At 67.1% G+C, this 24526-nt stretch carries 27 protein-coding genes and 1 tRNA gene; 9 read left to right on the forward strand and 19 right to left on the reverse strand.

What is annotated here, in order from left to right; genetic code table 11:
- Nucleotides 1-56: 56 nt before the first annotated feature.
- The 4 genes from ACXMDP_RS13490 to ACXMDP_RS13505 are packed head-to-tail and all read right to left on the reverse strand — an operon-like array spanning nucleotide 57 to nucleotide 4694.
- Entirely contained in the window at nucleotides 57-1754 is a 1698-nt protein-coding gene (locus ACXMDP_RS13490; RefSeq protein ID WP_259729794.1) for an NAD+ synthase, read from the reverse strand.
- Complete coding sequence (locus ACXMDP_RS13495) at nucleotides 1754-2368, reverse strand: nicotinate-nucleotide adenylyltransferase (protein ID WP_094512816.1); 615 nt, start codon at nucleotides 2366-2368, stop codon at nucleotides 1754-1756. The genes ACXMDP_RS13490 and ACXMDP_RS13495 overlap by 1 nt, the downstream gene beginning before the upstream one ends.
- Entirely contained in the window at nucleotides 2365-3681 is a 1317-nt protein-coding gene (locus tag ACXMDP_RS13500; protein ID WP_259729795.1) for a GTP-binding protein, read from the reverse strand. The genes ACXMDP_RS13495 and ACXMDP_RS13500 overlap by 4 nt, the downstream gene beginning before the upstream one ends.
- The gene (locus tag ACXMDP_RS13505; RefSeq protein WP_255140651.1) at nucleotides 3678-4694 is read right to left on the reverse strand and encodes a CNNM domain-containing protein; all 1017 of its coding nucleotides are present in this window, start codon (nucleotides 4692-4694) and stop codon (nucleotides 3678-3680) included. Before ACXMDP_RS13505 ends, ACXMDP_RS13500 begins: the two co-directional genes overlap by 4 nt.
- 110 nt (nucleotides 4695-4804) lie before the next feature.
- Between ACXMDP_RS13505 and ACXMDP_RS13510 the strand changes: the two genes are divergently transcribed.
- Nucleotides 4805-6124, forward strand: a complete 1320-nt coding sequence (locus ACXMDP_RS13510; RefSeq protein WP_259729796.1) for an aminopeptidase P N-terminal domain-containing protein — start codon at nucleotides 4805-4807, stop codon at nucleotides 6122-6124.
- A gap of 28 nt (nucleotides 6125-6152) precedes the next feature.
- On the opposite strand, the gene ACXMDP_RS13515 is transcribed toward ACXMDP_RS13510, so the two are convergent.
- The gene (locus tag ACXMDP_RS13515; protein ID WP_457766947.1) at nucleotides 6153-6878 is read right to left on the reverse strand and encodes a TIGR01548 family HAD-type hydrolase; all 726 of its coding nucleotides are present in this window, start codon (nucleotides 6876-6878) and stop codon (nucleotides 6153-6155) included.
- Between the two features lie 150 nt (nucleotides 6879-7028).
- On the opposite strand from ACXMDP_RS13515, the gene ACXMDP_RS13520 reads away from it, so the two are divergent.
- Both ACXMDP_RS13520 and ACXMDP_RS13525 read left to right on the forward strand, forming a co-directional pair.
- The gene (locus ACXMDP_RS13520; RefSeq protein WP_255101103.1) at nucleotides 7029-7487 is read left to right on the forward strand and encodes a 30S ribosomal protein PSRP-3; all 459 of its coding nucleotides are present in this window, start codon (nucleotides 7029-7031) and stop codon (nucleotides 7485-7487) included.
- Between the two features lie 543 nt (nucleotides 7488-8030).
- The gene (locus ACXMDP_RS13525; RefSeq protein WP_259729797.1) at nucleotides 8031-8174 is read left to right on the forward strand and encodes a hypothetical protein; all 144 of its coding nucleotides are present in this window, start codon (nucleotides 8031-8033) and stop codon (nucleotides 8172-8174) included.
- 56 nt (nucleotides 8175-8230) lie between these two features.
- On the opposite strand, the gene atpC is transcribed toward ACXMDP_RS13525, so the two are convergent.
- Both atpC and atpD read right to left on the reverse strand, forming a co-directional pair.
- Entirely contained in the window at nucleotides 8231-8638 is a 408-nt protein-coding gene (gene atpC / locus ACXMDP_RS13530; RefSeq protein ID WP_094512717.1) for an ATP synthase F1 subunit epsilon, read from the reverse strand.
- 42 nt (nucleotides 8639-8680) lie between these two features.
- Nucleotides 8681-10147, reverse strand: coding sequence for a F0F1 ATP synthase subunit beta (gene atpD, locus ACXMDP_RS13535; RefSeq protein ID WP_259729798.1), 1467 nt, complete (start codon nucleotides 10145-10147; stop codon nucleotides 8681-8683).
- Nucleotides 10148-10392: 245 nt separating this feature from the next.
- Between atpD and groES the strand changes: the two genes are divergently transcribed.
- Both groES and groL read left to right on the forward strand, forming a co-directional pair.
- Complete coding sequence (gene groES, locus ACXMDP_RS13540; RefSeq protein WP_259729799.1) at nucleotides 10393-10704, forward strand: co-chaperone GroES; 312 nt, start codon at nucleotides 10393-10395, stop codon at nucleotides 10702-10704.
- Between the two features lie 118 nt (nucleotides 10705-10822).
- A complete protein-coding gene (groL, locus tag ACXMDP_RS13545; RefSeq protein ID WP_259729800.1) occupies nucleotides 10823-12460 on the forward strand; it encodes a chaperonin GroEL in 1638 nt (545 codons plus the stop codon).
- Between the two features lie 274 nt (nucleotides 12461-12734).
- Here groL and msrB read toward each other — a convergent pair whose 3' ends face one another.
- The 3 genes from msrB to gpmI all read right to left on the reverse strand — a co-directional run bounded on the left by msrB (nucleotide 12735) and on the right by gpmI (nucleotide 15133).
- The gene (gene msrB, locus ACXMDP_RS13550; RefSeq protein WP_259729851.1) at nucleotides 12735-13217 is read right to left on the reverse strand and encodes a peptide-methionine (R)-S-oxide reductase MsrB; all 483 of its coding nucleotides are present in this window, start codon (nucleotides 13215-13217) and stop codon (nucleotides 12735-12737) included.
- A 16-nt stretch (nucleotides 13218-13233) separates the two neighbouring features.
- Nucleotides 13234-13464 carry a preprotein translocase subunit SecG gene (secG, locus tag ACXMDP_RS13555; RefSeq protein WP_094512713.1) on the reverse strand — a complete coding sequence of 77 codons (231 nt, stop codon included), beginning with the start codon at nucleotides 13462-13464 and terminating at the stop codon, nucleotides 13234-13236.
- Nucleotides 13465-13552: 88 nt separating this feature from the next.
- Entirely contained in the window at nucleotides 13553-15133 is a 1581-nt protein-coding gene (gpmI, locus tag ACXMDP_RS13560) for a 2,3-bisphosphoglycerate-independent phosphoglycerate mutase (RefSeq protein ID WP_094512814.1), read from the reverse strand.
- 243 nt (nucleotides 15134-15376) lie between these two features.
- On the opposite strand from gpmI, the gene pyrR reads away from it, so the two are divergent.
- The gene (gene pyrR, locus ACXMDP_RS13565; RefSeq protein WP_094512712.1) at nucleotides 15377-15925 is read left to right on the forward strand and encodes a bifunctional pyr operon transcriptional regulator/uracil phosphoribosyltransferase PyrR; all 549 of its coding nucleotides are present in this window, start codon (nucleotides 15377-15379) and stop codon (nucleotides 15923-15925) included.
- Nucleotides 15926-15936: 11 nt separating this feature from the next.
- Here pyrR and ACXMDP_RS13570 read toward each other — a convergent pair whose 3' ends face one another.
- The 3 genes from ACXMDP_RS13570 to ACXMDP_RS13580 all read right to left on the reverse strand — a co-directional run bounded on the left by ACXMDP_RS13570 (nucleotide 15937) and on the right by ACXMDP_RS13580 (nucleotide 18786).
- Nucleotides 15937-16158, reverse strand: coding sequence for a ferredoxin-thioredoxin reductase variable chain (locus tag ACXMDP_RS13570; RefSeq protein WP_094512711.1), 222 nt, complete (start codon nucleotides 16156-16158; stop codon nucleotides 15937-15939).
- A gap of 45 nt (nucleotides 16159-16203) precedes the next feature.
- Nucleotides 16204-16998 carry a hypothetical protein gene (locus ACXMDP_RS13575; RefSeq protein WP_259729801.1) on the reverse strand — a complete coding sequence of 265 codons (795 nt, stop codon included), beginning with the start codon at nucleotides 16996-16998 and terminating at the stop codon, nucleotides 16204-16206.
- Nucleotides 16999-17190: 192 nt separating this feature from the next.
- Complete coding sequence (locus ACXMDP_RS13580; RefSeq protein WP_259729802.1) at nucleotides 17191-18786, reverse strand: Hsp70 family protein; 1596 nt, start codon at nucleotides 18784-18786, stop codon at nucleotides 17191-17193.
- A gap of 128 nt (nucleotides 18787-18914) precedes the next feature.
- Here ACXMDP_RS13580 and ACXMDP_RS13585 point away from each other — a divergent pair, with 128 nt between their 5' ends.
- The 3 genes from ACXMDP_RS13585 (at nucleotide 18915) to ACXMDP_RS13595 (ending at nucleotide 20295) form a co-directional block, all read left to right on the forward strand.
- Complete coding sequence (locus ACXMDP_RS13585; RefSeq protein WP_259729852.1) at nucleotides 18915-19127, forward strand: DNA-directed RNA polymerase subunit omega; 213 nt, start codon at nucleotides 18915-18917, stop codon at nucleotides 19125-19127.
- 117 nt (nucleotides 19128-19244) lie between these two features.
- A complete protein-coding gene (locus ACXMDP_RS13590; RefSeq protein WP_094512707.1) occupies nucleotides 19245-19661 on the forward strand; it encodes a DUF1818 family protein in 417 nt (138 codons plus the stop codon).
- Between the two features lie 322 nt (nucleotides 19662-19983).
- A complete protein-coding gene (locus tag ACXMDP_RS13595; protein ID WP_261346540.1) occupies nucleotides 19984-20295 on the forward strand; it encodes a DUF2811 domain-containing protein in 312 nt (103 codons plus the stop codon).
- Here ACXMDP_RS13595 and ACXMDP_RS13600 read toward each other — a convergent pair.
- The 6 genes from ACXMDP_RS13600 to ACXMDP_RS13625 form a co-directional block, all read right to left on the reverse strand.
- The gene (locus ACXMDP_RS13600; RefSeq protein WP_259729803.1) at nucleotides 20282-21082 is read right to left on the reverse strand and encodes a hypothetical protein; all 801 of its coding nucleotides are present in this window, start codon (nucleotides 21080-21082) and stop codon (nucleotides 20282-20284) included. The two genes, ACXMDP_RS13595 and ACXMDP_RS13600, sit on opposite strands and share 14 nt — an antisense overlap.
- A complete protein-coding gene (locus ACXMDP_RS13605) occupies nucleotides 21079-21540 on the reverse strand; it encodes an EVE domain-containing protein (RefSeq protein WP_255101096.1) in 462 nt (153 codons plus the stop codon). Before ACXMDP_RS13605 ends, ACXMDP_RS13600 begins: the two co-directional genes overlap by 4 nt.
- A 35-nt stretch (nucleotides 21541-21575) precedes the next feature.
- Nucleotides 21576-23018 (reverse strand): UDP-N-acetylmuramoyl-L-alanine--D-glutamate ligase, encoded by a 1443-nt coding sequence (murD, locus tag ACXMDP_RS13610; protein ID WP_259729804.1) that lies wholly within the window; start codon nucleotides 23016-23018, stop codon nucleotides 21576-21578.
- Between the two features lie 18 nt (nucleotides 23019-23036).
- A tRNA-Val gene (locus ACXMDP_RS13615) sits at nucleotides 23037-23108 on the reverse strand.
- A 78-nt stretch (nucleotides 23109-23186) separates the two neighbouring features.
- Nucleotides 23187-24002 carry a photosystem II S4 domain protein gene (locus ACXMDP_RS13620; protein ID WP_259729805.1) on the reverse strand — a complete coding sequence of 272 codons (816 nt, stop codon included), beginning with the start codon at nucleotides 24000-24002 and terminating at the stop codon, nucleotides 23187-23189.
- Complete coding sequence (locus tag ACXMDP_RS13625) at nucleotides 23999-24502, reverse strand: hypothetical protein (protein ID WP_094512702.1); 504 nt, start codon at nucleotides 24500-24502, stop codon at nucleotides 23999-24001. Before ACXMDP_RS13625 ends, ACXMDP_RS13620 begins: the two co-directional genes overlap by 4 nt.
- Between the last annotated feature and the right edge of the window lie 24 nt (nucleotides 24503-24526).

Genomic DNA, 24526 nt, shown 5'->3' on the forward strand with positions numbered 1-24526 from the left:
CACACTGGCGGCGGCGGGGCCGCACTGCCAGGAATTGGTCCGCATCGGCAGACGATTCAGTCGATGGCGGCAGCAATCGGCATGCGCCAGCCACTGCCGAAGGCCCGGCCGCTCACCTTGATCAGCGGCGCGGCCTGGCGCCGTTTGAACTCGGCCCGGCGCAGCAGGCGGTACACACGCTGGGCCACTTGAGCATCCGTGCCGGCGGCCACCAGCTCCTCCGGGCTGCGCAGCTCTTCGATGAACTGCCGCAGCAGGGGGTCCAGCACGGCGTAGTCGGGCAGGGAATCGGTGTCGCGCTGATCAGGCCGCAACTCAGCGCTTGGTGGCTTCTCGCGGATCGCCGCGCCGATCAGCTCCCCATTGGCCGGCAGCCCGCAACTGCGGCGGCAGTCGGCGGCGGCGGGGCTGTCCAGCCAGGCGCAAAGGCGGAACACGGTGGTCTTGTAGAGGTCGCCGATCACCGCCAGGCCGCCGTTCATGTCGCCATAGAGGGTGCAATAGCCCACGGCCAGCTCCGATTTGTTGCCGGTGGAGAGCAACAGCCGGCCCTGGGTATTGGCCATGGCCATCAGCAGAGTGCCGCGGATGCGGGATTGCAGGTTCTCGGCCGTCAGCCCTGTGGGTGCGGCTCCGATCGGCGCTTCCAGGGCCTGATCAAATCCCCGCATCAGCGGCTCGATCGCCACGCAGCCGTGGGCGACGCCGAGGCGATCCGCCAGCGCGATCGCATCGGTGCGGGATCCTGCTGAGCTGTAGGGGGAAGGCATCAGCAACGCGAACAGCTGGTCAGCCCCCAAGGCCGCCACGGCCACGGCGGCCACCAGCGCTGAATCGATGCCGCCGCTGAGCCCGAGCAGCGCTTGCCGGAAGCCGCATTTGCCGGCGTAGTCGCGCACCCCCAGCACCAGCACCCGGAACAGTTGCTCCATCGGATCCGGAGGTGGGGCGACGGGGCCCGTGGGTTCAGCCCCTGGGTCGCTGTCCCACACCGCCAGGCTCTCGGCGGCGCAGGGCAACTGAAGCCGCATGGCACCGGCTGCGTCCACCACGAAGCTGCCGCCGTCGAACACCAGCTCATCGTTGCCGCCCACCTGGTTCACGTACGCCACCGGGCACTGCAGCCGGGCGGCCGCCGCCTGGGCCAGCCGGCAGCGCACTGTGCCTTTGCCCTGCACGAACGGAGACGCCGAGAGGTTGAGCAGCAGGTCGGGCTGCAGCGGCATGAGCGCGGCGATCGGGTCCGCCCCGCGCAGCCGATGCCCCTGCAGGCGTTCCTCCACCCAGAGGTCCTCGCAGATGGTCAGGCCGATGCGCCACGGGCGCCCGCCCCACTGGCGTTCGATCAGGCAGGCCGCGTCGGCCGGCTGAAAGTAGCGGCGTTCATCGAAGACGTCGTAGCTGGGGAGCAGGCGCTTACGGGCGACGATGCTCCAGCCGCCCTGCTCCACCAGGGCCACGGCGTTGTGAAGCGCCGGCAGTCCGTTGCCAGCCACCGGCTCGGCGACGCCCACCAACAGAGCCAGCCCGCCGGGCAGCTCATGGGCCAGCGCATCGAGCACCTGCTCCTGCTGGCGCAGCAGCGCAGGCCGCAGCAGCAGATCCCGTGGCGGGTACCCCCACAGCGACAGCTCGGGGCTGGCGACCAGATCAGCCCCGGCAGCGGCGGCCTGACGGCTACGTTCCAGAAGCAGTGCACCGTTGCCGCGCAGGTCTCCCACCAGCGGGTCGATCTGGGCGAGGGCGAGCCGCATCAGCGCAGCGGCGGGGTGGCCGGCCGCCTGCTGGCCGCCACGTCGCCCAGGCCGTAGAGGTTGCGCTTGCGCAGCTCCGGCCACAGTTCCGCCGGGATCAGCTGGGGATCGGGATGGAGGCGCAACTGGGAACTGGCCGTGGCCGGGATCTGCAGCGGCAGCACCTCCACCCGGCCTCCCCGTTGCACCAGGCCATCGATGTGCAGCGCGTCGAGCGGCCAGCCCAGGCGAGGCACCACGGCCAGCCGGCAGGCGGCGAGCAGGGCATCCGCCGCGTACCAGCGGGGAATCTGCGGCAGCAGATCGCTGCCCACCACGAAGATCAGGTCGGCTTCAGGCCAGAGCCGGCGGGCCTGCTCCAGGGTGTGGAGGGCGCGGCTGTGGCTGAGGCTCTGGTCCACCTGAATACGAGGATTGCCGATCCCCTCGACCAGCGCCCGCAGCAGCACGGCGCGCACCTCAATGGGGGCCCCATGCTGCTTGAAGGGGTTGTCGCTGGCCCAGGTGCGCACCAGCGGGTAGCGCTCTCCCAGGGCCTGCAGCAGAGCGCGGTGCCCGAGGGTGGGCGGATCGGCGCTCGTGCCGAACAGGGCCACCTGGTCGGGCGCGCTCATGGCTGCAGCCCCTGCAGGGCCGGATCCCAGCCCCGCGGCGTCCATTGCTGCAGCCAGACCTGGGTCTGGGGATCCTGCCGGGCCAGGCGCCGCAGCAGGGCACCGGGGCGGGCCGGGCCCTGATGGGCCGCTTTGAGCAGTTCCGCGGCGGTCAGCCGGCCGGTGAGCCGGGTGGTGTGAACAGCCAGCGCCGCCTGGGCCAGGGCCACGGGCGCGGCAGGGGCCAGCGAGAGCCCGCCGGTGAATGGCGCTGCCACCAGCAGCGCCTGGCGCAGGGCGCCCAGCAGCAGCTGGATGCCGATCTGGGTGCCGCCCAGCAAGGCGCTGTGGCCTGACAGCCGGGCCAGCATCCGCCGCGCCTGGGCGCCATTGATCGTGAGTCCGTACAGCCGGCAGAGCTGCATCACCAGGGCGGTGTCGCAGGCGAGCGAACCAGCCAGATCCAGCAGCACCAGTGGATTGGCGGCAACGCCGGCGGCTTTGAGGGTGGCGTACCGCCCGATCACCCCATGGGCCTGGCATTGCTGCTGGTGCAGGCGCTGGGCCTGCAGACGCTGAGCGAATCGATCCCCTGCCTTGAGACTGTTGAGGGCGAGGAACAGGGCCCCGTGACTGGTCAGCAGGTCCACCAGCCGCTCCTGAAGAGGCTCGATGGCGGGCGGCCGGGCTTCGCTGCGCACACGGCCGTCAGCCAGCAGCTGGGCCTGTCTTGGCGCCGCCGACACCGCCACCAGATCCAGGCCGGCGGCGGCGGCCGGCAGCCGCCGGCGAATGCTGTCGAGCAGCTGGACGCGTTCGCCGGCCGGCCAGCAGTCGATCCGGTTCACCACCAGCAGCAAGGGCTTGCCCCAGCCGAGCACCTGCTCCAGGGCTTCGCCTTCCGGGCTGGTGAGGTCGCCGTCGAGCACAAACAGCAGCAGGTCGGCGCCAAGAGCCACCCTGGCGGCCAGCCGCTGGCGGGCCGGGCCATCCACCTCGTCGATGCCGGGGGTGTCCACCAGCTCCACGCCGTTCAGACCCGCGATCGACTGCTGCCAGCGTTCTCGTTCCTGCAGGCGGGTGCTCCCGTGGGCCAGGTCGGTGGCGAAGCGGGAACGCCCGAGCAAGGCGTTCAGCAGGCTGGATTTGCCCACACCCACGCGGCCGAACACCGCCAGCCGCAGGCGGCCCTGCTCCAGCCGCTCAATCTGGCGATCCAGGGCCGCCAGCTCCGGACCCAGGGCCGAACACTCGCGAGGGGTGAGGTTGATCTCCGAGCGCCAAAGCCTGAGCAACTGGCGGCAACGTGTGGGGGTGTCGGGCGTGGGCCTCATTCGCCGGGGACCTCCACAGGCGACTGCGGCCGCCGCCACCAGCCGGCCAGCACCGCCAGTACGGCGTCGGCACCGATCACACCGACGAAGCCACCGAATTCATCCACCACCACCCGCACGGAATGGCTGCTGCGCCGGAAGGCGGTGAGCAGACGGTCAGCGCGGATCATCTCCGGCACGAACTCCACCGGGCTGATGAGGTTCTGGATCGTGGTCTCACCGCGCCCTTCCACCAGGGCCTGCAGAAGGCTTTCCTGGCTGGCCACCCCCAGCACTTCGTCCACCTCTTCGCCCAGCACCACCCACCACGGGGCGTGCTGGGCAAGCAATTGAGGCTTCACGCTCTGGAGGCTTGCCATCCCAGGCAGGGTGGGGGCTGCCACGCGGGGCACCATCAGATCCCGCGCTGTCAGGTCGTTGAGTTGGAACACCTTGCCGATCATGGCGGCTTCGTCGGCTTCGATCTGGCCGGTGCGGGAGCCAAGCCTGGCCAGCAGGCGGATCTCCTCCTCGTCGGTGCTGAGCTCGCTCTCGGCGGTGATCGCCGGCATCAGACGTTCGAGCACCAGCACCAGCGGCAACATCAACCGCAGCAGCACGTTGACCGTGGCGGCGCTCGCCAGGGACACCGGCATGGCCATGCTGCTGCCGATCGATTTGGGCAGGATTTCCCCCAGCAGGATCACCAGCACGGTGAGGCCGAACGAAAAGAGGGGCAGGGCCATGCCGGAGACGCCCAGCTGCGCGAACACCCAGCCGGCATAGCTGCCGATCATCAGGCTGCCGAAGATGTTGAAGCCGTTGTTGAGAATCACCAGCACCGCCAGGGCACGGCCCAGACGGTTTTTCAGCCGTTGCAGGGCCCTGGCACCGCGCGGCGGCACCGGACGGCCCGCCAGTTCGTGCACCTTGAGGGGATTGACCGTGAGGATGGCCGCCTCGACGCCTGAGCACAGCGCTGATCCCGCCAGAATCACCACCACCAGCGCTGCCAGGCCGAACAGCTCATTCATGGTGGCGCGCCCTTCCCAGCTCGCTCATGTCGGCGCCTTCATCAAGGCAGGGCATTCCATGCCCTTATTTAATCGTCTAAGTCTCTGTCCCGCCGTTTCGTGGTTCCTCCATGGTGATTTCCGCTGCCACCTTCCAGCAGCGTCGCGCGCTTTTCCTGGAACGGCTCGGTGCCGTGGCCGCCGTGATTCCCGCTGCTCCACTGGTCACCCATCACGCCGATGTGGAACATGGCTTCCGCCAGCACAGCGATTTCTGGTACCTCACGGGGTTCGATGAGCCTGGGGCCGTGGCCCTGTTCCTGCCGCACCGCAGTGAGCACCGGTTCGTGCTGTTCGTAGAACCCAAGGACCCTGCGGCCGAGGTCTGGAACGGCTTCCGCTGGGGGTGCGAAGGCGCGGTGTCCCAGTTCGGCGCCGACCTGGCCCATCCGCGGGCGGAACTGGCCGAACGGCTGGCGGAGTACCTCCAAGGGGCCGAGGGCATCGCGTTCCGGGTGGGTCGTCATCCGAGCGTGGAGCCGCTGGTGCTTTCCGCCTGGGCCGCCCAGCTCGACCGGGCACCGCGCAGCGGTCAGGCGGCGCTTGGCCTGGTGGCACCCTGCCCGCTGCTGCACCAGCTGCGCCTGCGCAAGACCGAGGACGAGCTGGAGCGCCTGCGCGAGGCCGCCCGGATCTCCGCCGAAGCCCATGAGCTGGCGCGGCAGGTGGCGCGGCCCGGGCTGAACGAGCGGCAGGTGCAGGCTGCGATCGAGCAGCACTTTCTGCTTCAGGGCGCCCGTGGTCCTGCCTACGGCTCGATCGTCGCCGGCGGCGACAACGCCTGTGTGCTGCACTACACGAGCAACAGTGCACCCTTGCTGGACGGCGATCTGCTGCTGATCGACGCCGGTTGCAGCCTCAGCGATTACTACAACGGCGACATCACCCGCACCTTCCCGGTGGGCGGGCGCTTCAGTGCGGAGCAGCGCGCCCTCTACGACCTGGTGCTGGCTGCCCAGCAGGCGGCAATCGCCTGCGTGAAGCCAGGGGCCGATGCCGAGCAGGTGCATGCGGCCGCGGTGCGGGTGCTGGTGGAGGGACTGGTGGAGCTGGGTCTGCTGCAGGGGGAGGTGGATGGCCTGATCGAGCAGGGCGCCTACCGCCACCTCTATATGCACCGCACCGGCCACTGGCTGGGGCTCGATGTCCACGACGTGGGTGCTTACCGCCTCGGCGAGCATCCTGTGCCGCTTGAGCCCGGCATGGTGCTCACAGTGGAGCCTGGGCTCTACGTGAGCGATCGGCTGCCCGTGCCGGATGGCCAGCCCGCCATCGACGCGCGCTGGAAGGGGATCGGCATCCGCATCGAGGACGACGTGGCCGTGACCCCCAGCGGGCACGAGGTGCTCACAGCCGCTGCTCTCAAATCAGCAGACGCCATGGAGCGGTGAAACCGGCTGCACGGTCCGGGCCGTTCGCTCAGCCGAGCAGGCGGTTCAGCAGCGCGGGAGCCTCCGCCGTGGTGGTCAGGATGTGGTCGGCGCCTGCCTGGGTCAGGTGGTGTTCGTAGACCTGCCGTTGCGCAACGGCTCCCGCGTCCTGCAGGTGAGGCGGAGCCACCGCCAGGCTGACGAAGGCCTGATCGGGATGGCACGCCCGAGCACGCTGCACCGTTTCCACATCCGCCACGGTGTCGCCCACATAGGCCACCAAGGGGGCTTCATGGCCCAGGTCGGTGGTGGCCAGGCGGGCGGCAAGCGTGAGCAGGCCGGTGGGATCGGGCTTGTCCGGAGCGTCGCCCATGGCGATCAGGGGAGGCTGCGGCAATCCGAGCCGCTGATGCAGCACGAAGCGCGCGGAAGCCGGTTCAGCGCCGCTCACGAACCCCCAGGCGAAGCCGTGCTGGCTCAACTGCTCGAAGAAAGGCGGCTGTACCAAAAGCGTTTCTTCCCGGATGAAGCCCTGCCACGCTTCTGGCGGGCCGTCTGGGTCTCCCCCGAAATAGAGCTGGCTGAACACCTCCACCAGGGCACCAAAGCTGGGTAGCGGGTCATGCCCGTGGCGCCGCAGCAGCTCCAGCGATGCCTCCCAGTCGTTGTTCCAAAGACCTTCGCTCTTTAGTGCATCCACCTCGGTCTGTCCGGGCCTCCAACCGCTGTAGTGGTGAACGGTTTCAGCCAGGGCGCGGCGGTAGCTGCCGCTCACGTCGCGAATGACCCCGTCGATGTCGAACAGCAGAACAGCGCGGGGCTTCAGGGCAGGGAGGCCGGGGCTGGTAGGTTACTCGTTTGATTGTTGTCCTTGAGCGCCGAACCTATGACGGCCAGCGATAGCCCTGACGCGGCGGTTTCTGCGATGCCCGCCGTGTCCGCCATGCCTGAGATCCTTCCCGCCGCCGCGGATCCGAGTGGCGCCCGCGAAGGGCGTCCCGTGCTGCGTGGCGCCAGCGCCGCACTGGCCACGGCCACCCTCGACGAAGATGGCGTTCCTTCCGGCCACACGCCGAAAGCGGATGAAGGCCGCTTCCTGCTCAAGATCCTCTGGCTGCCCGACAACGTCGCTTTGGCCGTTGATCAGATCGTGGGCGGTGGCCCCAGCCCCCTCACCTCCTACTTCTTCTGGCCGCGGGAAGATGCCTGGGAAACCCTCAAAGGTGAACTGGAAGCCAAATCCTGGATCACCGACAATGAGCGGGTGGAGATCCTCAACAAGGCCACCGAGGTGATCAACTACTGGCAAGAGGAAGGCAAAGGCAAGTCGCTCGACGAAGCCAAGCTCAAGTTCCCCGACGTCACCTTCTGCGGAACCGCTTGATTGTCAGCGGCGGGCTGCATTGGCTTACGGCCTACAGCGCAGTCCACTTCCTTTCAAGCGTCGTTTGGCTTGGCTTGGCTTCACTGGCCAGGTTCAGGAACGGCTCAACACCTGCTGAAGCGAACGGTCGATGGGTGCCGCTCTCCAGCACATCGCTCACCGACACTCGCCAGAACGTCTAGCACGTTAAAGGCCCCAAGCAGGGGCCTTTTCTTTGTCGATCAAGCGTTCGACCTCCGCACTCGCCCTCGGCCAACTCGAATTCGTCAACAAGCTGGGTCGACGGTCAAGTTCCAGCCACAGTCGAGTTGTATCCGCTACCGGGTTGCATCCGCGGTCGAGCTGCATCCTTCATCGATTGTCATTGGTAGCCAAGTTCCAGCCACCATCAGATTGCATTCATGATCAAGTTCACCAGGCTTGATCGCCGGATGGTATGGATCGATTGACAGCGATTCTCCACTCTGACTTCGCCACGTTGATGATGACGTTCGTGGGAAGTTGAAGTGCCCGAATTCAGCGCTAGTGAGCCGGCGTTGAGCGTTGCAGGGCCTGCTGGCGGAGATCCAAGGCCTCTTGGCCAAGAACCAGGGCCAGCTGGCAGAGTTCAAGGGCCAGCTGGCAAACATCCAGGGCATACAAAAAAAATCTTGGACCGGGCTTGTGGAGCCGATCCAAGGCTGTTGATGGCATTGCGGCCAAAAGGATTGGGGCCGCCAGCAAAGGACAGCGCCGTTGATGGATCAGGCCTTGCGGGTGGCCTGAAGCCTGGCCCGGGCCCGAGCCAGGTTCTGGACGGCTTTCACCTTTTCCGTGCTGGGCGGCTGGCCTTCGAAGCTGGCTGCACGCAGCTGGGCTTCTTCCACCTGCTGCTCGGCGGCGGCGGCATCGATTTTGTCTCCGAGCTCTGCGGTGTTCACGAGCACAGTGACTTCGTCGGCTTCGACTTCGGCAAAACCACCCATCAAGGCAATGGAGGTCCAGTCTTTGCCGCTGCGCAGGCGCATCACGCCCACATCGAGAGCAGTAAGCAAGGAGACGTGTCCGGGGAGGATCCCCAGCTGCCCAGTGGTGCTGGGCAGGATCACCTCATCCGCGCTGCCGTCGAAAACGCTCTGGTCAGGTGCCAGAACACGGAGATTGAGAGTCATGGCGAGAAGGTGACAGGGAGATCAGAGGCAGTCCGTCGCGAATCAGGACTTGGCGTCAGCGAGGATCTTGGCGGCCTTGGCCTTCACCTGATCGATGTTGCCCACGAGGTAGAAAGCAGCCTCGGGAAGATCATCCAGCTCACCAGCGAGGATCATATTGAAGCCGCTGATGGTGTCTTCGAGCTTCACGTATTCGCCGGACTGGCCAGTGAAGATTTCAGCCACAAAGAAGGGCTGAGACAGGAACTTCTCGATCTTGCGCGCGCGGTCGACGGTGCGACGGTCGTCTTCGGAGAGTTCGTCGAGGCCGAGGATGGCGATGATGTCCTGAAGCTCTTTGTAGCGCTGCAGGGTGGATTGCACGGAACGGGCGGTGCGGTAGTGCTCGTCGCCCACAACGGCCGGCTGGAGCATGGTGCTGGTGGAGTCGAGCGGGTCGACGGCCGGGTAGATGCCCTTCGAAGCCAGGCCGCGGCTCAGCACCGTGGTGGCATCGAGGTGGGCAAAGGTGGTGGCGGGAGCGGGGTCGGTGAGGTCGTCGGCCGGCACGTACACAGCCTGGATCGAGGTGATTGAACCTTCGAGCGTGGAGGTGATGCGTTCCTGAAGCTCACCGACGTCGGTGCCGAGGGTGGGCTGGTAGCCCACAGCGGAGGGCATGCGGCCGAGCAGGGCGCTCACTTCGGAGCCGGCTTGGACGAAGCGGAAGATGTTGTCGATGAACAGCAGCACATCCTGCTTGTTCACATCACGGAAATGCTCGGCCATGGTGAGTGCCGACAGACCCACGCGCATGCGGGCGCCGGGGGGCTCGTTCATCTGACCGAAGCAGAGCGCCACCTTGGATTTCGGGAGGTCTTCGGAGTTGATCACTCCAGATTCCTTGAACTCTTCGTAGAGGTCGTTGCCCTCACGGGTGCGCTCGCCAACGCCACCGAACACGGAAACACCGCCGTGCTCCTTGGCAATGTTGTTGATGAGCTCCTGGATCAGCACGGTTTTGCCCACGCCGGCGCCACCGAACAGGCCGACCTTGCCACCCTGGCGGTAAGGAGCCAGGAGGTCGATCACCTTGATGCCGGTTTCAAACACCTTGGGCTTGGTTTCGAGCTCGATCAGCTTCGGCGCATCCCTGTGGATGGGAGATGTGAGGGTGGAGGTGACCGGACCACGCTCATCAACCGGCTCGCCGAGCACGTTGAAGATGCGGCCAAGAGTGGCCTCACCCACGGGGACGCTGATCGGGGCGCCCGTATCGAGGGCGGACATGCCACGCACGACGCCGTCGGTGCCGCTCATCGCAACGGCACGCACCCGGTGGTCGCCGAGCAGCTGCTGGACTTCCGCAGTGAGGGCGATGTCCTGACCCGAGGAGTTGCGGCCTTCAACGCGGATGGCATTGAAGATGCGGGGCAGCTTGCCGGCCGGAAATTCAATGTCGAGAACGGGGCCGATCACCTGACGGACAACACCCTTGGAGCCGGTGTTGACGGGAGCAGCAGCAGCCATAGGAAAGGAAGGAAGATCGCGCAGCGGGACGCGCGCCCGCCTGAAGCCGCGCCACCATACCACCGCGAATGGCCTGGTCTTCAGAGCCTGAGGCCCGTGCCGCGTGCTGGGTTCGGTCAACCGCACACCGTACCGATTGCACTGCACCCTTCCACCGCCATAGGTTGGCACTCAGGCAGGGCGAGTGCTAATTCGCTCTCCCCTGTGGCGCCCACGGCGCCGCACCACCGCATTTGAAACGATCCATGGCTGCTGTCTCCCTCAGCGTCTCCACTGTCAAACCCCTTGGAGATCGCATTTTCATCAAGGTGTCCGAATCGGAGGAAAGAACCGCGGGCGGCATCCTGCTCCCCGACACTGCACAGGAGAAGCCCCAGGTGGGCAAAGTGGTCCAAGTGGGCCCCGGCAAGCGCAATGAGGACGGCTCCCGCCAAGCTCCTGAAGTGAGCGTGGGCGACAAGGTGCTCTACAGCAAGTACGCCGGTACTGACATCAAGCTCGGCACCGATGAGTTCGTGCTGCTCTCCGAAAAAGACATTCTCGCCATCGTCGACTGATCGCTCCGGCACCTGAGGTTCCTGTGAGCCTTAACTGCCCTCACTGATCACGTCCTGACCCCCGACGACTCGTGGGACGGTCAACCCTTTACCAACTACTTCAAGGAGCATCCCTTCCATGGCCAAGCGCATCATCTACAACGAGAACGCCCGCCGGGCCCTCGAAAAAGGCATCGACATCCTCGCTGAGGCAGTTGCCGTCACCCTCGGCCCAAAGGGCCGCAACGTGGTGCTGGAAAAGAAATTCGGCGCTCCCCAGATCATCAATGACGGCGTCACCATCGCCAAAGAGATCGAACTGGAAGACCACATCGAGAACACCGGTGTGGCCCTGATCCGTCAGGCCGCCTCCAAAACCAACGACGCCGCCGGCGACGGCACCACCACGGCCACCGTCCTGGCCCACGCCATGGTCAAGGCGGGTCTCCGCAACGTGGCTGCGGGCGCCAACGCCATCACCCTCAAGAAGGGCATCGACAAGGCTGCCGATTTCCTCGTCAAGAAGATTGAGGAGCACGCCAAGCCGATCGCCGACAGCAACGCCATCGCCCAGGTGGGCACCATCTCCGCCGGCAACGACGAAGAGGTGGGCCGCATGATCGCCGACGCTATGGACAAGGTCGGCAAAGAAGGCGTGATCTCCCTGGAAGAAGGGAAGTCGATGACCACCGAACTGGAGGTCACCGAGGGCATGCGCTTCGACAAGGGCTACATCTCCCCTTACTTCGCCACCGACACCGAGCGGATGGAAGCGGTGCTCGACGAGCCCTACATCCTGCTCACCGACAAGAAGATCGGCCTGGTGCAAGACCTGGTGCCCGTGCTTGAGCAGATCGCCCGCACCGGCAAGCCCCTGCTGATCATCGCCGAGGACATCGAGAAGGAAGCCCTCGCCACCCTGGTGGTGAACCGCCTGCGCGGCGTGCTCAACGTGGCCGCCGTCAAGGCCCCTGGTTTCGGCGACCGCCGCAAGGCCATGCTTGAGGACATCGCCGTTCTCACCAACGGTCAGCTGATCACCGAAGACGCCGGCCTCAAGCTGGAGAACACCAAGCTGGAGATGCTGGGCACCGCCCGCCGCATCACCATCAACAAGGACACCACCACCATCGTCGCCGAAGGCAACGAAGTGCCCGTCAAGGCCCGTGTGGAGCAGATCCGCAAGCAGATCGACGAAACCGACTCCTCCTACGACAAGGAGAAGCTGCAGGAGCGTCTGGCCAAGCTGAGCGGCGGTGTGGCCGTGGTCAAGGTGGGTGCAGCCACCGAAACCGAGATGAAGGACAAGAAGCTGCGCCTGGAAGACGCCATCAACGCCACCAAGGCGGCTGTTGAGGAAGGCATCGTTCCTGGTGGCGGCACCACCCTGGCCCACCTGGCCCCTGCTCTCGAGGAGTGGGCGGCTGCCAACCTCACCGGCGAAGAGCTGATCGGTGCCACCATCGTGGCCTCCGCCCTCACCGCTCCGCTGATGCGGATCGCCCAGAACGCCGGTGTCAATGGCGCCGTCGTCGCTGAGCATGTCAAGGGCATGCCGTTCAACGAGGGCTACAACGCCGCCACCGGTGAATACGTCGACATGCTGGCTGCCGGCATCGTTGATCCCGCCAAGGTGACCCGCTCCGGCCTGCAGAACGCCGCCTCGATCGCCGGCATGGTGCTCACCACCGAGTGCATCGTGGCCGACCTGCCCGAGAAGAAGGAAGCTGCTCCCGCCGGCGGCGGTGGCGGCATGGGCGGCGACTTCGACTACTGATCGTCTGCCCCTGGATTCGCAGGGTCACCCTGCGGATCCAGCTCCGATCAACCGTCACTGCTTCAAGCCAGCAGCTTCGAACCGCCAACTTCGAGCGATCAGCTGCCAACCAGCAGCAGATCAGTTGCGACCGATCAGCGCATCACCGGAGCAGGCCAAAAGCCTGCTCTTTTTTCGTCCTTTGTCCATGTGGCCGGCGGGGAGGCGCCAAGATGCATGCGCAGAGGTATGCCACAACGGCGCAAGGGCTCAACGTCCCTGCCGCAGCAAGTTCCTACTTGCCGGGCACGAAGGCAAGCGCGACGCCGTTGTTGCAGTAACGCTTGCCGGTGGGCCTGGGTCCATCGTTGAACACATGGCCCTGATGCCCGCCGCAGCGGCGGCAGTGGTATTCCGTGCGGGGCACGATCAATTTGAAATCCAGCTGGGTGACCAACGCATTCGGCAGGGGCTGCCAGAAGCTGGGCCAGCCGGTGCCACTGTCGAATTTCGTGGTGGAGGAGAACAGCGGCAAACGGCAGCCAGCACACACGTAGGTGCCGGCTCGCTTTTCGTTGTTGAGCGGGCTGGAGAACGGCCGCTCCGTGCCCTCACGGCGCAGCACTGCAAAGGCGGCAGGACTCAGGCGCTCCTTCCAGGCAGCCTCACTGAGTTGCCAGGCAGGATCGCCAGCCTTGCTCGCAGCCTCAGCTTTTCGGCCTCCCAACAGAGGAGAGAGCAGGAGGGCCAGCGAGGCCAGCAAGCCACGGCGTTTGATTGGTGTCACGGCAGGGTCAGCGCAGCCAGCCGGCGCTCAGCACCACGGCGAGGCCGAGAAACAGGGCAAGCAGGGTCCAGGTGACGCGGTTGAGTGTGGCTTCGGCGCTGCGGGCGCTGCTGAACATCGACCCGCCACTGCTGGCCAGGCCTCCCATGCCATCGCCCTTGGGGCTGTGCAGCAACACGCTGGCGATCAGGAGCACGCCGAGAGCGGCCCAGATCCAGGAAAGAACCGTGGTGATCATCTTCAGACCCTACCCAAACACCAGGCCCGAACGCCAGGCCGATCGGCCCTTCAGAGTGCGGGCAGGCTGACCTGACGGCCCGCCGGGCTCAGACCTGCAGCGCCCGTGGCCGCAAGGGCTCAGGAGTGGGCAGCAGTGGCGATGGCTCGATCAGGGAGGTCCCCGTCATGTTGGCGGGCACAGGCAGCTCAAGGATCTCCAGCAGGGTGGGGGCGATGTCCGCCAGGCCGCCCCCTTCCCTCAGGCGCACATCCGTGCCGTGGCCAGCCAGCTTGCGCCGTTCCCCTTCCACCAGGATCACCGGAACCGGGTTGGTGGTGTGGGCCGTCCAGGGCCGCCCGTCCTCCCCTTTCATCACTTCGGCATTGCCGTGATCGGCGGTGATCAGCAGGGTGCCCCCCTGCCGATTGGTAGCTTCCATCAGTCGGCCCACGCAGTGATCCACGGTGGCGATGGCGGCGGCTGTGGCCTCCATCTGCCCCGTATGGCCCACCATGTCGGGATTGGCGTAGTTGATCACCACCAGGGAGTAGATGCCTTTGTTGATCGAGGCGATGCAGCTGTCGGTGAGGGCAGCGGCGGACATCTCGGGAGCCTGGTCGTAGGTGGCCACCCGCGGGGAGGGCACCAGGTGGCGGTCTTCGCCGTTGAAGGGCTGCTCGATGCCGCCGTTGAGGAAATAGGTGACGTGCGGATACTTCTCCGTTTCGGCGGTGCGCAACTGGCGCAGCCCGTGTTCGGAGACCACCTGGCCGAGCAGACCATCGAGTGACTCGGGGGGGAAGGCCACCGCCACGTCGAGGGCTTGCTCGTACTGGGTGAAAGTGACCAGGTGCAGAGGCTCGATGCGCTCCCTGGAGAAACCGCTGAAGTCTTCGAGCACAAGGGCGCGCACCAACTGACGCACCCGGTCGGGGCGGAAGTTGAAACAGATCAGGCCATCGCCGGGGCTCAGGTGGCCGGAGCTGAGGCGGTAGGGCTCAAGGAACTCATCGTTGATGCCGTTCTCGTAGGCCGCCAGGACCACCTGCTGGGCCGTGAGCGGGCCGTCGGCCGGTCTGGCCTCGGTGAGCAATCGGTAGGCCTTCTCGGTGCGGTCCCAGCGGTTGTCGCGGTCCATGCTCCAGTAGCGGCCGCAGATCGTGCTGATCCGCCCCACGCCGGCGGCTGTGATCTGGGCATCGATGCGGTCGAGGAAGGCGATCGCGCTCTGGGGCGGGGTGTCGCGCCCGTCGGTGACCACATGGATGCAGACGTCGCTGAGGCCGCGGCCTGCGGCCCACTGCAGCAGGCCGCCCAGGTGATCGATGTGGCTGTGCACGCCGCCGTCGGAGCAGAGGCCGATCAGGTGGAGTGCGCCGCCATTCACCAGCAGGGTGTCGGCCAGGGCATTGAGGGCGGGATTGGCGGCAAGGCTGCCGTCCTTCACCGCTTTGCCGATCCGCACCAACTCCTGCCGGATGATCCGCCCGGAGCCGATGGTGAGGTGGCCCACTTCCGAGTTGCCCATCTGGCCGTCGGGCAGGCCCACGTCGCCGCCGCTCGCCTGGATCAGCGTGTGGGGGTAGGCCTCCCACAGCGCATCCATCACCGGGGTGCTGGCCGCGCGGATCGCATTGTTATCGCTGGCTTCGCGGTATCCCCAGCCATCGAGAATGGCCAGTACCACCGGTGGCACGTAGCGGTGATCCACGGGGCCGGAGGGGGGAGGGGGGAGAGAGCCGCTCGGGCGAGAGCTGGAGCTCGTGGAAGGAATGTCGGTCACCGATTCTTCCGCAAAGCCCTGATACAGGCTGATCGCCCTCAAAATTACAGTGTGATCTCTTCGTCACAGAAAGCAGGCCGGTAAGCGTCAGCTAATGGGCATAAGCGCAAGGAGACTCCCTTACCATTTCACCTCCGGGATCCCCACATGGTGTCGTCAATCGGTGACCATTGCGTGGAGATTCTCTCCGCCCAGGATCTGACCCGCACGGTTCATCGCCTTGCCTCCCAGGTGCTGGAGAGTGCGCCGGACAGCCGCCAGCTGTTGCTGCTCGGCATCCCCACCCGCGGCGTCGAGTTAGCTCGGGTGCTGGCCGCCCAGCTCGAAGCCAGCTGCGGTCATCCAGTGGATCAGGGCAGCCTTGATCCCACCTTCCACCGCGACGACCTGGCCCGGGTGGGCACCCGCATGGTGCAGGCCACCCAGCTGCCTGCAGCGCTCGAAGGCCGCCATGTGGTGCTGGTGGACGACGTGATCTTCACCGGACGGACGGTGCGAGCCGCTCTGGAGGCGTTGCACGCCTGGGGCCGGCCGGCGGTGGTGCGTTTGCTGGTGATGGTGGACCGGGGGCACCGGGAGCTGCCGATCCAGCCTGATTTCTGTGGTCGGGTGGTGCCCACCAGCCGCCAGGAGTCGATTCAGCTCTGGCTGGCGGCCGTGGATGGGCGCGATGGTGTGGTGCTGCTCAAGCCCTGAGGCAAGTCTCTTCAGGCCACCGGCTCGAGCTCGTCCGGGCGGAAATGGGCGCGATAGCGACCGAACGCCACCACCACCGGCAGGGTCGGGCTGATCGGACGACCTTTCCAGTCGTCAAGCACCTGGAACACCTCACCCTCCAGTCCCTGGAGGTCGAAGGGCTGACCGCGGTGCTCTGGATGGGTGTACACCACGACGCTCTGGCAGACCCTGACCTGTTCTCCCGGCTTCATGAAGGATGCGGTGGCGGACGGCGGCAATCCTGTCACGGCAGCCCTTCAGCGTTGACAGGTGGTTTCGGGGCCGCTCTCCACCACCTTCCCGCCGAGTTGCCGGCAGGCACGGGTGAAGGCCGACCAGTCGTCGACCCCCTGGGCGAGCAGACCCTTGATGGCCGCATCCAGCTCGGCCACGGGCACGGAGTTGGCTGCCGTAGCGCCATGGCTGTGATGCTCCTGCTCCTGGGTTTTCAGACCGGAGATGGCGGTTTCCACCTGCCTGCGCAGCACGGCTGACTGCGATTTCCACCAGGGATGATCGATCCGGTTGAGGGCTTCAAGCGCTTCCCACCAGCGTTTCTGCTCCACCAACTGGGTGGCCCTCTCCTGCTGAAAGCGGTTACGGCTCCAGAACTCCCTGAGGTTGTCACCGAGCGCGTCACCCGCGGGGTGGCGGTCTTCGCCCATCGGTTTGAGGAACACCATCGCCCCCTCCAGATCTCCGGCCTCGAAACGGGCCATCGCCTTGGTGCGCAGCTCTTCCTGCCAGGAGCGCAACCGGTCGCGGTCAGAGTGGATGCCTGCTTCGGAATTGGCCAGCAGCAGTTGCAGCTGAAGTGCCTCCTGCCAGCGCTGCCCCTGCCAGAGCCGCTCGGCGCGCGCACGGCGGCAGCGGCCTTGTTCGCGCGGTGCGCGCCCTGTCATCCAGCGGAGTGAAGCCAGCTGGTCGCTGTAGGCGAGGCAGGCCTCGTAGCGCCCCTCGCTGGCCGCCCGCTCGAGCCGGCCAGGCAGTTGGCCTTCCCACCAGCGTGCCGCACCGATCACAGCGGCCACCAGGCCGAGAGTGAGCGCCAACCAGAAACGCGGAAGCCTGTGGCGGCGGATGGCCAAGGCAAGGAACAGGCAATCCTCCCTTTCTATGAACAGGACCCGCGGCTTTCAGCCTGGCGGGGTCAGCCGCGCTGTCGTCCACTGCCTACGCGTGGGCTGATTGATCACCGCGGGTGGGGCCAGCAGAGCGCTTCGTCTCAGTGGAAGCGAGCGGTCTCAACGCACGGGGCCAAGCGGCTGAGGGGGTGAGCGCCGCGACGTGCTCAGGTCTTCGCTTTCCAGCACCAGCTGGCCCTGCCCATCGATCTGAAAGTGGAGCCGCAGGCAATCGCTGCCAAGTTTTCCGGGAGTATCGAGACCGATCGGCGCGGGTTGCTGCCCCCAGGGCTGCACCTCCGCCTCCCCTGCGGGCCGCCGCCGCAGCTGGGGCAGTCCATCGCGAAACACCACCTCGGAGCGTTCGTCGTCGCGGGGCTCCCCCAGCACCAGGTCGATCTGCTCCTGGCCGTCGTCGCTGCAGGCGAGCAGCAGCTCCAGCGGCTGGGTGGTGGGCCAGTTCTGCCCTTCGACAAACAGCGGATGCCAGCGATGGCTGCCGCTGCGCTGGTCCCAGCAGCGCAGGGACACGCCCCGGGCGAGCACGTCCTTGATCCGCACGCCCGGGGTGAGCGCCAGCGCCCCCAGGGCCACCGCCTCGATCGGCCGTTCGTCGCGCAGGGGCACACCGGGGCAACGCTCCTGCAGCCAGCGGCGCACGAGCGGAATCCGGCTGCTGCCCCCCACCGGCAGGATGGCCTCCACGTCCGCAAAGTCCAGCCCCTCGGCCCTGGCGGCGGCGAGCACCCGCTCCAGCAGCTCCTCCAGCAGAGAGAGAAATCCCTGCTCCAGAAGAGTGGTTTCCAGTTCCTGGCGGCTCAGCTGCAGCAGGCGGCTGGTGCCCCCCGGCAGCATCGTCAGCACCGACGCCTCGGCGCTCTCGCTCAGCCGGCACTTGAGGGATTCCGCAGCTTCCAGCAAGGTGCCAGGTGGCGGGCCCTGGCCGTTGACCTGCGCCCAGAGCGCCGCGGCGATCCAGCGGTCGATGTCCCGGCCGCCGAGGGCCACGCCCGCCTTGCCCACGACCCTGGCGCAGCGCAGTTTCTGGCTGCTGTTTCTGAGGTCGCGGCCGGCGAAGCGCAGCAGCTGGGCCACCGGCGCGGCGCGCCCCTCGCCGCCTTCGAGCGCCACCAGCGAAAGATCGATCGTGCCGCCACCAAGATCCACCACCAGCACGCGGCTGCCGGGGGGCAGTCCGGCGCCGATGGCCGCAGCGGTGGGCTCATCCACCAGGGCCACCTCCTCAACAGCCAGGTCCTGGCTGACGGCGTGCAGCCATTCCCGATAGCCGCGGTAGCCGTCGATCGGCGCGGTGAGCACCAGACGGGTAGGGGCCAGCTGCGCTGGCAGGTGGCGCCAGAGCTGGCGCAGCAGCATCGCTCCGGCCTGCTCCGGGGACAGCAGAGACGCAGCGGCGGCGCCACCGGCTCCTTCTTCCCGGCCGGCATCGGCGCAGCCGCCGATGCCGCGCTTGAAATCGCGGCAGAGCTCAGGGCCTTCACTGCCGGCGAGGCCGGCCTCGATCACCTGGCGCCCGATCAACGGCTGCTCCGCTGTGGCGCTGGCAAGCCACAGCAGGCTGGGGACCACGCAGGGGTCAGCGCAGCTGTAGGGGGGGATCTCCACGAGCTGGGGCGCGCCGCCCTCGGCGGACTGGAAGGCCACCACCGTGGTGGTGCTGCCCAGGTCAATCGCCAGGGTGCCAGGTGTCGCCATCGTGAGCGGGCGAAGGGCTCCGCGCAGCTTGGCGGATGGCCGCCGGCATCCGCTTGGCGGCTGACCCTTCCGCCCGAGCTGGCCTAAGGTCATGGAAACCAACATGACCTATGTATTCCGGCGCCACGGTGAACCCGAAGGAACTGGCCCAGCGTGCCGAAAGCCTGATCCGTCACTCGAGCAACCGCTACCTCACCACGGTGAAGATCGCCTTTCGGGCCAAGCAGCGCCGTTTCGATGATTTCGACGGGCTCCTGGAGGATTCGATGATCAAGCCAGTCCAGCGGGCCATCGTGGAGCTCTCCGATGAGCAGGATCAGCCCGATCTGCTGCCCGGCTGATCGATCCGGAGCTGGCGGTGCCGTTGTTTCCGGCTCAGGAGTGCCGGCTGGGGTCGTTGCACCTGAGATGGCAGAACCGGCTGGTTCAGTGCTCTCAATTGCGGCCCCTGCAACCTGATGCACCCGGCAGGATTTGCCACTGAGGGGGAGGGATGGCGGCTGGCTCTTGAGGCTGGCCGCCATCCATTTGGCGTGTTGATCGGCGGTGATGGCTGGGCGGCGGAGCTGAGCCTGGCCGAAGCGGCCGAACTGCGCCGGGGCCTGCTCGAGCTGATCGAGCAACACACCGCCATTGCCGGCCAGCTGATGGCAGAAGAGAGCCTGGAGCTGGAGCTGGAGCGTGGCCCTTGGTGGCTCGGCCTCTGTGGCGATCGCCGCTGTTGGGCGCTGCGCTTCGTGCTGGCGCCCAGCGATGGGCAGCGGGGCCTGGAAGGGAGCTGGACGCCTGCCGCCAGCGCCGCTCTGGCGCAGGCCTTGGCACCCCTGGTGCTGGAGCCGGCAGGGTGTGAGACCACGGAGGGATTGGGCGGCTGATCAGCACTGCTGATCAGCAACCTGTTCCCAGCCCAGCCCCCGGATCGCGGCGGGTTTTGCCCAGCTTTTCCACAGGCCGGACTGCCCGGACCGGCTGCCCTGGCAGTCACCTGTGGAGAACCGCCCCGCCGCAGGTTCTCCCCTTGACACGCGGCGTCGATCGCTTCAAGGGCAACCCTTAACGCGCTCGTTACCACCCCGGAGCGCAGCTGGGCCCGCAATCTCACGCTGGGATGGGCAATGTCAGCCCCTCTGCCCTCGATTTGACGCCATCGGAAGCTTGTGGGGAACTGGGTGACGACCACCCTCCTGCCGCGCCTCGATGGATCCTGCCTCCGTTGTCGACAGCTACCCGCGTTGCCCGTCCCGCGTCCGTCCGCCTGACGCTGCCGAGGGCAGCGATGGTGCCGCCGGGGTGGTGAGCATCAGGGCAGAGGTGCCGGAGGCCTTGCTGGGCTCGATGCGCACCTTCATCGATGCTCATCCCAACTGGGACCAGTACCGCCTTTTCCAGGCCGCTCTGGCGGGCTTCCTGGTGCAGAACGGGGTCAACAGCCGCGCCGTGACCCGTTGCTACGTCGGCAACATGTTCAACTGGAACGCCTCAGAGGACGGCTGCTTCAGCGCTCGCTGAGCGTCCGGGTGATCCCGCCCTGCACGAAGCCTTGGCCGAACAGGTCGCTGTAGCCGGCCATGAGGGTGCCGACCATCACCGGCCAACCGATCAGCAGCCCCACCGCCAGCAGCACCGCCAGAGCGGCGAAGGGGGTGGGCACCAGCAGCACCATCACCACCTGGAGGCCATGGAGGGCCAGCGTCAGCAAATACAGCGGCGCCCAGCGGCGTGTCTTCCTCGACCAGCCGCGCTGAAAGGCCCGCACCGGCCCCAGCCCTTCCACCACCAACAATGGCAGCTGAAACACCTGGCTGGCATTGAGGATCAGCAGGGCGGCGCCCCCCAGCACCAGCGCCAGCATGCCCAGGACTGGAGTGAGCAGACTCATTACCCCTGCCACCAGCCCGCAGGTGATCAGCACCAGCGCGTTGACCAGCAGCATCAGCATCGCCATGCCCAGGAGGCGTAGCACGGCCGCACCTTCCCAGCGAGCCAGCTCGGCGAAGCTTGGTTGCCCTGCCGCCAGGGCGATCCGGTTGCCGCGGAGAAGCCCCACGTTCAGCCAGATGTTGCTGGCCCCCCCAGCGGCCAGCCCGGCCAAAGCCAGGAACAGATAACCCGCCGGCCCGCCCTGCTGGAGCCCATCACTGCCACGGTTCTGCGCCAGCTGGCCGATCAGGTTGAGCACCCCGCCCAGCAAGGTGAAACCCATGAACCGCAACGGCGCCTGCCCAAAGGCGCGCCAGCCCCGCCGTAGGCAGGAACCGATCGCCAGCGGGGCCATGGACCCGCCGGCGATTGTCATGGGGCCTGCAGCAGCAACGCCATCAGGCGCGCTGCAATGGCATCGGCAACGGGCAGGATCGAAAGCCGGTTGCCGCGCCGCACCACCATCAGCTCTTCGGGCGTGAACGATTCCCGCAGGGCATCCAGGCTCAGCAGCTGATCGAAGGTGCGGCGATAAGCCAGCCGTACACAATCCCAACGCGGCGCCTCCGGCTTCGAGGCAGGGTCGAAATAGGAGGACGTTGGATCGAACTGGGTGGGATCGGTGAGCCCGGTGGCGACCACCTCCATCAGGCCGATGATCCCGGGGGGCTTGGTATTCGAGTGATAGAAGAAGGCCTGATCGCCCACCTGCATGCTGCGCATGTAATTGCGCGCCTGGTAATTGCGAATCCCATCCCAGAGGGTGGTGCCCTCGCTGGCGAGATGCTCGATTCCGTAGACGTCCGGCTCGCTCTTCATCAGCCAGAAGGCCATCGCAGCGCCGGCTCCTTGCTCAGCTGAACAGGAGCTCACTCTATGGCGGCAGGTGTGGCATTCAGCGCGGAGACAAGCACGCGGAAGTGGTCGCCACGGGCTTCAAAACTGCTGTATTGGTCGAAGCTGGCGCAGGCCGGCGATAACAGCACGGTCGGTGATTCGGAGGCCGTGGCCAGGGCGTTGGCCTCCTGCACCGCGGCTCCGAGATCTTCAACATTGCGCACCTCGCCGCTGAAGCCGCTGTTGCGCAGCAGACCGGCGAAGTGGTCGCGGGCGGCGCCGTAAACCACTACCGCCGCCGCCTGCCGTTGCAGCGCCGCGAGCCAGGCGGAGGCATCGCCCTGTTTCGCCTGCCCGCCCGCCAGCACCACCATCGGCCCCGGCAGGGCCTTGAGTGCCACCTCGGCGGCGTCGTAATTGGTGGCTTTGCTGTCGTTGTACCAGGTGATCCCGGCGCGGTCGCAGATCCGCTCAAGGCGGTGCGGAACCCCGGGGAAGCTGCGAAAGGCAGCGGCCATCACGGCAGCATTCAGGCCGAGCTTGAGCCCCACGGCGGCGGCCAGCACCAGGTTCTGTCGGTTGTGCTGCCCTGGCAGGGCCAGGCTGGCGGCGTCGAACAGCTCGCCTTCGCGGCTGAAGAGCCTGCCGTTTTCGATCCAGATCAGCGGATCGATCCCGGCGGGAAGATCGGCGCGGGGGCCGGCCGATACCCAGTCGGCCCGGTCCCAGCTGGGGGCCTGGGCCCTGAGATCGGCGTCATCGGCGTTGAGCAGCCGCACCGTGGCGTTCTCCAGCAGCCGCCGCTTGATCGCGCGGTAGTTGCCGAGCGTGCCGTGCCGCTCCAGGTGGTCCGGGGTGAGGGTGGTCCACAGGCCGAAGGCGGGGGCCAGCTCGGGGGAGGCCTCGATCTGGTAGCTGCTCAGCTCCATCACCACCCAGTCAGGGTTGGCCTCGCCCCGCAGGTGGCGCTCGAGCAGCAGCTCGGCCGCTGAGGTGCCCATGTTGCCGGCCATCGGCGCATCGAGGCCGGCGGCCTGAAGCAGATGGCTGACCAGATGGGTGACGGTGGTCTTGCCGTTGGTGCCGGTGATCCCGATCCAGGGAATGCCGCGACTGGCGGCCCAGGCCACCGACGGTTCGCCGCAGAGCCGCACGCCCCGGTTACGTAGCTCCACCAGGGTGGGGTGGTCCCAGCGGACGCCCGGACTGACCACCACCGTGGCCGGCAGGCGCTCAAGGGCCTCGAACAGCTCGATCGAGAGGGGGCTGTCGAGCTGCACCTCAATGCCGCCGGCCTGCAGATCGTTGGCAAGGAGATGCTGCGCCGGCGTGCGGGAGCTTTCCAGCACCAGCACCTGGCTGCCAAGTGCCTGCAGCAGGCGTGCCGCCCCGGCGCCGGATCGACCCAGCCCGATCACCACGGTGAAGGCACCGAAGGGCGGTGAAACTTCCCGCAGCGGCAGCGGTTGGGTCAACGGGAGAACGTAAAGGAGTGGGCGATACTGGAATCGAACCAGTGACTCCTACCGTGTCAAGGTAGTGCTCTACCTCTGAGCTAATCGCCCGGGTCGGGAGTCATGAAGACGACACCCGGAGCCGAAACTTAGCAGCCGGCCTCTCCCCCCTCACCGCAGCCAGGCGCATCAGCTGCGCAGCAGGGCCAGCCGCCAGCGGTCGCGCTTGGTGAGCTCCACCTCCAGCACGGTGAGCTCTCCCCGGTTCTCCAGCCGCACCCGATCGCCGGCCCTGAGCTCCCTGCTGGGGCTGCGCACGTCGTCCCAGTTGACGCGGACCGCCCCGTTGCGGATCTGCTCGGCCATGCGGCTGCGCGGGATGCCGAAACCGGCCGAGCCCACCGCATCGAGCCGCAGCGAAGCCTCCACGGTGGAAAAGCGACGGGGCTGGGGCCGGGCCGGAGGCTGGAGGCGCTCCAGGGGCGTGGTCTCCAGCTGCACCTCCACGCTGCGCACCAGGGCGGTGCCCCCAGCAAAACGCCCGGCCAGTTCCGGGGTGACCACCAGCTGGGCGCCGCGGTCGCCGCGCAGCCACAGATCCCCCAGCTCCGCCTCCTGCGCTCCCGCCTGCAGCAGCCCGCGGCGGAAATCGCCGGCGCTGGCGGAATCGAACAGGAAGTTGCCACTCAGCGTCAGTCCGATCAGCGGCAAGGCGGTGTCCGTCGCCTGGCTGGTGCCTGGTGGCGGGGCGTCCAGCTCAGCGCGCGTCAGTTGCAGCCGGCAGCGCTCGGCGCCGGGGTGCCCCCCTTCGACGTGAAGGGTGAGCTCGCTGAGGCTGCCGAGGCGCGCCGCGGCCTCCTCACGCAGGAGTGGCGTCACGAAGGAGCTCCACACCGGCTGCCAGGTGCGCAGGGCCTCTTCCGCGTGATCAATCAGCTCTGCCAGCCGTTCGGGGGCGTGGCTGCCCTGCAGCAGCTCGCTGCGCGGGAGGGTGACGGCGCTCAACGCTCCGCCAGGCGCACCACCGCCTTGGGTCGGGTTTCCTGAATCAGGGTCCAGGGAATCTCCTGGCCTGGGGCGCTCTCCACCAGCAGCAGCCAGTTGCCCTCCTCGAGGCGGTTGCGCAGGCTGCGGATGCGGTCGTCGGGATCGGAGGTGACGCTGGCGGCGGCGGCGAAGCTTCCCATCCAGCCCGAGCCCATGCCCAGCAGGCCGCCGATCAGCGGCTCGCCGTAAGGACCGGCGAAGGCGAAGGTCTGCAGATCGGTCATGAAGGTGAAGGTGAGGCCGGCGAAGAACCCGAACGGCATCAGCCAGCGCACCATCCCCCGCTGACGGCGTTGGCGGGCCAGCCCCGGGTTGAGCAGTTCCACGCTGTCGATCGAGGTTTCCCCCTCACCGATGGTCAGCAGGGTGGCTGGCGCCGGACGGACCCCATCCAGCTTGTCCTTCAGGCGTTGCAGGCTCTTGCGATCCGCCAGCACCACCACCACGCACAATCCCAAGGCCCGGTGTCCCAAAGCACGATT

It is taken from the genome of Cyanobium sp. ULC065, assembly GCF_977927515.1.